The sequence below is a fragment of the Brunnivagina elsteri CCALA 953 genome (genome assembly GCF_002289455.1).
In the GTDB taxonomy this organism is placed as follows: domain Bacteria; phylum Cyanobacteriota; class Cyanobacteriia; order Cyanobacteriales; family Nostocaceae; genus Brunnivagina; species Brunnivagina elsteri.
The window spans coordinates 22310-31255 of sequence record NZ_NTFS01000025.1 but is presented as its reverse complement, the minus strand read 5'-3'; the positions used below and the strand labels follow the sequence as shown (position 1 = coordinate 31255).

Annotated in this window: 10 protein-coding genes; all 10 read left to right on the top strand. The window is 39.4% G+C overall.

Annotation, left to right across the window (positions count from 1 at the left end):
- On the top strand, positions 1–1337 hold a 1337-nt coding region (locus CK510_RS31460), incomplete at its 5' end, for a hypothetical protein (protein WP_158224836.1).
- Between the two features lie 2 nt (positions 1338–1339).
- Positions 1340–2158: a hypothetical protein gene (locus CK510_RS04015; RefSeq protein ID WP_095720467.1), complete on the top strand. Its 819-nt coding sequence runs from the start codon at positions 1340–1342 to the stop codon at positions 2156–2158.
- A gap of 116 nt (positions 2159–2274) precedes the next feature.
- A complete protein-coding gene (locus tag CK510_RS04010) occupies positions 2275–2856 on the top strand; it encodes a hypothetical protein (RefSeq protein ID WP_095720466.1) in 582 nt (193 codons plus the stop codon).
- Positions 2856–3086 carry a hypothetical protein gene (locus CK510_RS04005; RefSeq protein WP_095720465.1) on the top strand — a complete coding sequence of 77 codons (231 nt, stop codon included), beginning with the start codon at positions 2856–2858 and terminating at the stop codon, positions 3084–3086. Before CK510_RS04010 ends, CK510_RS04005 begins: the two co-directional genes overlap by 1 nt.
- A complete protein-coding gene (locus CK510_RS04000; RefSeq protein ID WP_095720464.1) occupies positions 3086–3586 on the top strand; it encodes a hypothetical protein in 501 nt (166 codons plus the stop codon). Before CK510_RS04005 ends, CK510_RS04000 begins: the two co-directional genes overlap by 1 nt.
- On the top strand, positions 3586–4278 hold the full coding sequence (locus tag CK510_RS03995) for a hypothetical protein (RefSeq protein ID WP_095720463.1): 693 nt from the start codon (positions 3586–3588) through the stop codon (positions 4276–4278). The genes CK510_RS04000 and CK510_RS03995 overlap by 1 nt, the downstream gene beginning before the upstream one ends.
- A gap of 70 nt (positions 4279–4348) precedes the next feature.
- Positions 4349–4570 carry a hypothetical protein gene (locus tag CK510_RS03990; RefSeq protein WP_095720462.1) on the top strand — a complete coding sequence of 74 codons (222 nt, stop codon included), beginning with the start codon at positions 4349–4351 and terminating at the stop codon, positions 4568–4570.
- Positions 4571–4639: 69 nt separating this feature from the next.
- Complete coding sequence (locus CK510_RS03985) at positions 4640–5092, top strand: hypothetical protein (RefSeq protein ID WP_095720461.1); 453 nt, start codon at positions 4640–4642, stop codon at positions 5090–5092.
- A gap of 176 nt (positions 5093–5268) precedes the next feature.
- Positions 5269–7905, top strand: coding sequence for a DNA polymerase III subunit alpha (locus CK510_RS03980; protein WP_095720460.1), 2637 nt, complete (start codon positions 5269–5271; stop codon positions 7903–7905).
- Positions 7906–7956: 51 nt separating this feature from the next.
- Entirely contained in the window at positions 7957–8826 is an 870-nt protein-coding gene (locus tag CK510_RS03975) for a Uma2 family endonuclease (RefSeq protein ID WP_095720459.1), read from the top strand.
- Positions 8827–8946: the final 120 nt, after the last annotated feature.

Genomic DNA, 8946 nt, shown 5'->3' with positions numbered 1-8946 from the left:
TAAAGATAGAGAAAAAACTAGATAGGGATAAGTTAATTCCTGAGATTCAACAAAACAGTGGACAGATAATTAGGATTATCGAGCCATACATCAAAAATCAGATTAAGCCTTATATTGATGTAACTGGAACGCTTCAAAACGCAGTAGGAAACCTTGTCCAAAATGTTGGCGATAGAATCAAAATCGATAATAGGCAAGACAGAGAGTTAGATATTAGAAAAGCAGATATAGATATATTGAAAGAGCGAATCAAGAGGCAAGAAAAAGTGAATGAGGACGGAAATAAAAAACTAGAAGACTTGTTAAAACTAACAATTGGAATCCCATTACTTATACAAAAGTCGAGTGACCTTACATCGACTCAAACAGTCGATCGCTTGCGTCCAGAGATACCTAATTTAACAGCCCAAGGGGTATGTAGGACTATGCAACCTGGTGGTTGTTCCCGCAAGGCTTTAGATGACTTAGGGAATAGTGTCAACAACAACACAAACAACCGAGCTAATAATTTGCTCAATGCGTTTAATACTGGTGCTAATGCCGCTCAGATAGCTCTATTAACCAAAATAGACCTTAAATTGGGAGCGCAAATCGTCGGAGGTATTTCTGGGAAGTTAGTTAAAGGGTTTGAATGGCTGCAATTAGATAGAGCCTTAAACATGCTGACTTTTGCGGCTACCGTACAAAACCATTTGATGTTATCCCGCGACATAGGGACAACATTATTAGGAGCTTTCTCTAATGTCCTTACATTAATCGGAATTAAAGACGATAGCGGTCAACCGCTAAACATAGGAAATATCATTAATTTAACTATAGAGAATCTAGTTAAAGGAATTATCGGAACTGAGAATTATGTTGATTTATCAATGAATTTTGCTAAAGCAAATCGAATTTATCAAGCCACAACCAACGTATTAAATAGCTTTCAAAATATATCAAGTACCATCCTTTCTGGCATGGAGTTGATTGGGAGCTATACAGGAAAAATTGGTAACGCACTTAAAAAGAGCGGGGAAGTATTAGAAAATGCCTACGGTTGGATGAATCCACAGCCTAAGTTTAATCGGATATCCCAAACCCTAGAGAATCTACAGCAAGGGGCATCAACAATCCAGCAAGTCACCCAAGCACCACTTGATGTTATTAATGCCGTGACTGAGCTACAAACAGCAAATACAGAATTAGTAAAAGCAATCAAAGAAGACAATAAGCCCGAAAATAAAGCACCAGAAATACCCGAACCCGATAAGTTAACGGCGGAAGAAAGTATCTCTAAAAATATTTCAACAATGTTAAGAGCAATTACAGACCAGGATAAAGAGGCTGATGATTAATTATGCCCTTACCAACAGGTTTTAGTGAGTTTGAAAATTTACAAGATTTGGTACGAATTGACCATAATCGACGGGTGCAAAATTGGTTCAAAAACCAAGCTGATAACGACGTTAGTACCCCCAAAGCAAGATTAAAGCATTCCTGCTTAATCAAAGACGGAGACACAGCAACCATGACAATGATGAGGATGTGGTTGTTTGAGATTACAGCCGGACATGCAGCAGCAATCCAAACACCTATTTATGGCATACCAGTACAGGAATTACAATCGAATGCGAAGTTTAGACCACAGGTAAAACTTTATTTCAAAGAAGGCTTTGACAATGAGACTCATAACATATCTAGAGTGCCACGACTAGAAGGGGAGATAACATTTCGCTTAATGGACGTGTCTAGCGAAACTATCAGTCGTACCAAGGCTGAGTCCTTAGCGTTAAAAATTAAAAATGATTTTGCCGTGCCTGTCTTTACCTGGGAAAAAGGCTGGTTTAAATGTACTTACCTAGATACGGAAAAAGGTTATGACATGAGATTACTCGTGAAGTCAAAAACAGAGGGGGAAAAAGTTGTTAAACAAGTATTAGGTATTCAAAATCATACATTTGAGCGTGACAACTTTCAATTTGTCGATCATGATCGCAGTTACCCAACAAACCCCGGCACACATCGGGTATATGGGAAAACAGTAAAAAAGCCGATTCAACGAAGAAGGGCTGATGTCAAATTTAGGTGCGCGCAACTTCTTATACATGGTCAACCGAACCCAGTAAATTTAGTTGCGGTTGGCGGACGCTTGCGGTCTGTCATACAAAGGGTGTAATTCGATGACCTTAAGCATTAGAACAGGGAGAAGTTAACTTATCCGTCGGAGGATTTGAGCTATAAATCCGTGCCATAACTGGATTGTCACACTTTACAACGCTTCACTTTTTTGACATGGCTAAAAGATTTAAGAGTTTAAACGCTGCACTAAAATACCTTCGCGCTCCGGGGGCTGGTGGAACAACTACGACCCCCGTAAACGCTCCGGCTGGCTCCCAACTTGCGGAATATCAGGAATATAAAAGCGGTAAAAAGGTTATTACCTATACTCGTGATGCTGCTTCAAAACCCGGACAGCTTGACGAGGTAAAGATTTTACCCTTTGCAGAAGCAGCAACTAGTACGGATTTCCTTTTGGTTAGTTTTAGTAAGCGTGCGTCTGGGCAATTTTCAGCCACAGGATTGACAGCATTAAAATTAAATCACAGGACTACGGGTGATGGCGCTAATGCAATTGGATTCACACCAGCACGAGCAACAGTGACTATTGCAGCTACAACAGCAGGGACTTCTACCCCGTCTAAAATAACTGGGAGAACCTACCAGAAAAAAAATAACAACAGCTATACCTTCCCGTTTGGTCAAGGAGAAAGTACTTTAGTTTCCTACAAAGCCGTAAAAGCTGACATTCTTAGTGCGGTTGCTACTGGTGGAACAAATCGAAGTGTTAGCTTCCGGACTGAAGTATATAGATAATGCTGGATTTAATCCTAGATACTGAAATCAATTTAAACGGGTTTGTTTGCCTTGATGAGGCTAATTATCTAATCAAGCAACAGGAATGTATAGGATTAGCCCAAACCCGTTTTATTAATGGTGAAATTAGCTTTGCTGATTACTGCGACATCCTAGAACTTTGCAACGTGAATATTGACCAGTATCTAGTAACAGTTGAAAACAATTTGCAGGTAATTGGCTATTCGTAATGGCTTTAAAGTTGGAATTAAATGTCCAATCAAATTGGTCACTGATTTATGATGAAACCCGTCAAGCCCAGTTATTGACTCCGACGGGTGGTTATATTCCTATTGCAGCATTTGAAGTACCTTTTTTATTTGATAAACCTGTATTGGCTTGTCGAATTATCAATATTTCTGCTAAAAGTACCTGGAAGTTTGGGGGGTATTTATCACAACGATTTCAAATAGGAAGCGGGGGAGGGGTTTCTGCATTACCAGAAGTGGATGCAACATCTTTAAGGCTTAGGCTTAACCGCAGTAAATTGTTAATTTTTCCTCAGTATATAGATACCTATAGCTTGACTTACGAGCCTCCTACTTGGTTTAAAGATGTTCGTTTTTCTCTTTGGGAATATCGGGGTACTGTTACAGATTCAATTGAGGAATTAGTCAAGCAAGTTAGTAGTGTTGACTTACCCAGAATTGAGCAGAAAATTGACGACATTTCTACCTACGGTGGTAATTGATGGCTTGGCTAGCACTAGGAGAAATAAATTTAACTCAAGACTGGGAATTTACGATTCCAGTCGTTGGTGAAGTATTTAGAATTATTCATAAACCAATTAATAACACCGACAACAAATACCTAAAAGCGGTGGTAGCTCAAGGATTTGTTGATGAAAAGCTAAATATATTCAATCCTCAAAGACTAAGTTATCGGTCGGAAAGTGAAATTTTTACTTTTTACTTTCCGTCTGGGATTGCACAGCAAAAACTGTGCTTGAAACGTTTAGACTATACGGATATTGATTGGATTATTGAAGCAGAAGTTTACCAAGCGGCTAATCCACTTGAGGAACTTTCTAATTACCTAAAAGCAAGATTTGGAGAGACGACAATTATGGATTATTTAGTATCCACATCAAGTGGTTTTCGGTCTGTTTTTCCTACAACAGTTGAAACTATGGCAGAATTTTCAGACGTTACTGAAATCGTCGGACGAAATCCAAATAGATTACATCTTATCATTCGAGCGGGTTTACAGGAAATTAGCCTATTTACAAATATTGCTGCTGATGGAAGCGGTTTAAATTTAATCGAAAAAGTTCCAGCAGGACAGTTATTCATTCTGCCTAATAATGGCGGTATTTACAAGGGTGACATTTTTGCTCAAAGCGCCGTAGCTGCTTCTGACATTAGCATTACCGAATACGCTTGATTGGTTAAAACAATGTTTGGGTGCTGGTTAGGGTCAGCACCCAAATACATTACTCTTCAAAGGATATTTTATGCCATTTTTGGATATTGCAGCGATTGGGTTAATTATCCCTATTGTGGGGTGGGGAATTGGACGGGTAGAAAGCCTTCGCGGGGAACTCCAGGATTTGAAGGTGAAAGTTTCGCGTAATGAAGGAAAGATTGAAATCTTGGAGGCTGATTTTTCCTCAAAGCTAGATATAGTAATTTTTCGTTTGCGGGTACTTGAGGAGGAAGTTAAACAAAGGGATTAACTGGTGGGGATTAACTGGTGGGGATTCTATAATGGTTAAAACGAACCGGACAAATCCACGAGGCAATCAATGAAGTTTAAGAATTTATCACTGTTAGCAACTGGGTTCACGAAGTATGCGCTTTGCGCTCTCACGCTTTCTTTGACGGCAATCCCTTACACAGCTAATGCAAAACCAGCCCAACAAGTTGCTCAAGCCAACCAACAACCAAGCGTTGCTCCACCACCACAAATCTCGCTAACAGCCCCACAGCAAGAGCAAGTCAAGAAAATCAACCTGCAAGTCCGTAATGACATTAATAAGGTTTTAACCCCTAGTCAACGTAAACAACTAGAAACATCCCTGAAAGCACGTCGTACCCCCCAGGAAATCACCACTGACTTGAAATTGAGCCAACAACAAGGGCAAAAACTTCGTCAAATTGTTGTTGCTTCCCAGCAGCAAATTTTCAATAAGGTTTTAACAGAGCAACAAAGACAGCAGATTAAGCAGTATCAACAAAGCCGTAAAAATCCAGGATAATTTTAAGATATTTTAAGATATCTAAGATTTCCCCTGATAATGGGTAGAGGGAATAAGGCATGGGTACTATTCTCCCCATCCCGATTTTCATTAATTCAGATATACTAGTTGACCTAGTGGGGAATTAAAGTAGTATGATTTCCCCTTAGGTTCCTTACTGGGATAGTGCGATCGCGATGTCATTTGTACCTTTACACATTCACAGTGATTATAGTCTGCTGGACGGTGCGAGCCAGCTACCTGGATTAATTGATCGTGCGATCGCTTTGGGAATGAAAGCGATCGCATTGACTGACCACGGGGTAATGTATGGTGCAATCGAGTTAATCAAAATTTGTCGTGGCAAGAATATTAAGCCAATCATTGGCAATGAGATGTACATTATCAATGGTGATATTACTAAGCAAGAACGTCGTCCTAAATATCACCAAGTTGTATTAGCAAAAAGTCTCAAAGGTTATAAAAATTTAGTTAAATTAACATCTATTTCCCATCTTGAAGGTGTACAAGGTAAAGGCATATTTTCTCGACCTTGTATTAATAAAGAATTACTCAAAAAGTATCATGAAGATTTAATCGTTACTAGCGCTTGTTTAGGTGGAGAAGTACCCCAAGCAATCATGAGTGGAAGACCAGATGCAGCTCGTAAAGTTGCTCAATGGTATAAAGATGTATTTGGTGATGACTATTATTTAGAAATTCAAGACCACGGTTTTCAAGAAGACCGAATTGTTAATGTTGAAATAGTCAAAATAGCCAAGGAATTAGGCATCAAAGTAATTGCCACCAACGATTCTCATTTTACCTCCTGTTTCGATGTCGAATCACATGACGCTTTACTATGTATCCAAACAAAAGCGCTAGTTAGTGAAGAGAAGCGAATGCGTTATACGGGAACGGAATATTTAAAATCCGCAGACGAAATGCGAAAATTATTCCGCGACCATTTACCTAATGATGTCATCGAAACAGCAATAGTAACCACCGAAGAAGTTGCCGATAAAATTGAACCTTATAGCGATATTCTTGGGGAACCTCGCATTCCCCATTATCCGATTCCAGCAGGTCATACTACTGATACCTTTGTCGAAGAAGTTGCTTGGCTAGGTTTATTAGAAAAACTACGTTATAAAAACCGCAGCGAAATCGAACAAGTTTATAAAGAGCGGATGGAATATGAATTAAAAATGATTCAACAAATGGGGTTTTCTGGCTATTTTTTAATAGTATGGGACTACATCAAATTTGCTCGTGATAATAAGATTTCCGTGGGACCAGGTAGAGGCAGCGCTGCGGGTTCTCTTGTCGCTTTTTCGATGGGTATTACTAACATTGACCCCGTGCATCATGGGCTATTATTTGAGCGTTTCCTCAATCCAGAACGGAAATCAATGCCTGATATCGACACAGATTTCTGCATTGAACAACGGGATAAAGTGATTGAATATGTTACTAACAAATACGGTAAAGAAAGGGTTGCCCAAATCATCACTTTCAACCGCATGACCTCAAAAGCAGTATTAAAAGATGTTGCCAGAGTGTTAGGTGTTCCCTACGGGGATGCCGACAAAATGGCGAAACTAATTCCTGTGGCACGAGGTAAACCAACACCTTTGAAAAAAATGATTTCCGATGAAACCCCAGCACCGGAATTTAAAGAAAAATACGATAATGACCCCAGAGTTAAGCATTGGTTAGATATGGCAATCTGCATCGAAGGTACTAATAAAACCTTTGGGGTACATGCTGCGGGGGTGGTAATTTCTGCCGAACCATTAGATGAAATTGTGCCGTTACAAAGGAATAATGATGGTTCCGTAATTACTCAATATTATATGGAAGATTTAGATTCAATTGGTCTTCTAAAAATGGACTTCTTGGGTTTAAAAAATCTCACCATGATTGAAAATGCGATTGAGTTGATCGAAAAAAATCATGGTTATAGCATCGATCCATATGATATTACTGCCCAAGAGCGCAAAGCCCAAAAAATTCTTGCAAGAGGTGGGGATACGGCAAAATTACCCAAGGATGTGAAGAAGACATACGAACTATTAGAACTAGGGGAATTAGAAGGTATATTTCAATTAGAGTCTTCAGGAATGAAGCAAATTGTTCGCGATTTGAAACCATCGAATATCGAAGATATTTCCTCTATTTTGGCACTATATCGACCTGGACCATTAGATGCAGGTTTGATACCCCACTTTATCGATCGCAAACACGGACGTGAGGAAATAGAATACGAAAGTATAATTTTAGAACCGATTCTTGATGAAACCTATGGAATTATGGTTTATCAAGAACAAATAATGAAAATTGCTCAAGATATGGCTGGATATTCCTTGGCTGAAGCTGATTTGTTACGTCGAGCAATGGGTAAAAAGAAAGTTTCGGAAATGCAGAAACAAAAAGAGAAATTTATTGATGGTTCCACTAAAAATGGAGTTAAAAAACAGGTAGTAGAAAAGCTATTCGAGGACATGTTAAAGTTTGCCGAATATTGTTTGAGCTACGATACAGATATTTGTACTGTTGAATATGGCTTTATTCCCATTGGAGAAATAGTCGAGAAACGCATTCATTGTTCTATTTATACTGTGAATGAATTTGGTAATATTTACGTCCAAGAAATTGTGCAATGGCATAATCGCGGACAGCAAGAAGTCTTTGAATATGGGTTAGAAAATGGTGCAATTATTCGAGCAACAAAAGACCATAAATTTATGACTCAAGCTGGGGAAATGTTAGCAATAGATGAAATATTTGAGCGACAATTAGATTTATTGCAAGTAAATGCGCCGAACAAATAGTAAAATTGTATTATCTCGGCTGTATCATAAACTTTACTCAAAAAAAATCTTATGGTTTTAGCCACCTCTAAAACTCAAACTGCGATACTCCAAAGGAGTCACTCCGTGAACGTGACATGGGAAAAGCTCCCAGACGATTTTATCCTGCCCGATGATCCAGTGGAAAATCAACAACAACCAACAATAGCAGCAGCACTTACGGATGCCTTGGGTGCTGGAAATCGAATTCAACCCCAGATGCTGATAGTATCTAATTTTGGTCTTGTGGCTACGGTTAATCAAAAAACCATTGTTAAAGCACCAGATTGGTTATATGTTAGCAATGTTTTACCCGTAGCTTCGGGAGTAATCCGTCGCAGCTATACACCTAATGTCGAAGGGGATGGGGTATCCGTGGTAATGGAATTTCTCTCGGATGCTGATAATTTGGAGTATTCGATTCGTCCCACTTTTCCCTATGGGAAATTGTATTTTTACGAAAAAATACTGCAAGTTCCCACCTATGTAATTTTTAACCCCTATGAAACCAATTTAGAAGTACGCATTTTGCAAAATAATCAATATGTTTTGCAAGAACCTTCCGATTTGGGACGTTATTGGATTCCTGAATTACAATTATTTTTAGGAATTTGGCAGGGAACCCGTTTAGGGTTAAATATTAGCTGGTTGCGATGGTGGGATGAAGCGGGTAATTTGCTGCTGTGGAGTTCGGAACAAGCTGAGGCTGAAAAGCAACGGGCTGAAGCTGAAAGGCAACGGGCTGAAACTGAAAAGCAACGGGCTGAAGCTGAAAAGCAACGGGCTGAAACTGAAAAGCAACGGGCTGAAGCAGCAGTGGCAGAACTTGAAAGCGAACGTCAGAAAAAAGAAATTTTTGCGGCAAAATTGCGAGAGTTAGGTATTGATCCCGATGGAGTTTAAGCTGAGGGATTAGAGTAAGCCACAAAATGAATGATCCTGTGTTGTCATGCTGTAGCTTGCTTCCCGCAGGGTGGAACGTTCGCGTAGCGTGTCCCCTTGGAACTCAGCATCTACGCGAGA

Bases quoted from the DNA above. Each gene is read 5' to 3' on its own strand.
- CK510_RS04010 (WP_095720466.1), top strand. From the start codon at position 2,275: ATGGCTAAAAGATTTAAGAGTTTAAACGCTGCACTAAAATACCTTCGC.
- CK510_RS04000 (WP_095720464.1), top strand. From the start codon at position 3,086: ATGGCTTTAAAGTTGGAATTAAATGTCCAATCAAATTGGTCACTGATT.
- CK510_RS04015 (WP_095720467.1), top strand. From the start codon at position 1,340: ATGCCCTTACCAACAGGTTTTAGTGAGTTTGAAAATTTACAAGATTTG.
- CK510_RS03980 (WP_095720460.1), top strand. From the start codon at position 5,269: ATGTCATTTGTACCTTTACACATTCACAGTGATTATAGTCTGCTGGAC.
- CK510_RS03975 (WP_095720459.1), top strand. From the start codon at position 7,957: ATGGTTTTAGCCACCTCTAAAACTCAAACTGCGATACTCCAAAGGAGT.
- CK510_RS03990 (WP_095720462.1), top strand. From the start codon at position 4,349: ATGCCATTTTTGGATATTGCAGCGATTGGGTTAATTATCCCTATTGTG.
- CK510_RS03985 (WP_095720461.1), top strand. From the start codon at position 4,640: ATGAAGTTTAAGAATTTATCACTGTTAGCAACTGGGTTCACGAAGTAT.
- CK510_RS04005 (WP_095720465.1), top strand. From the start codon at position 2,856: ATGCTGGATTTAATCCTAGATACTGAAATCAATTTAAACGGGTTTGTT.
- CK510_RS03995 (WP_095720463.1), top strand. From the start codon at position 3,586: ATGGCTTGGCTAGCACTAGGAGAAATAAATTTAACTCAAGACTGGGAA.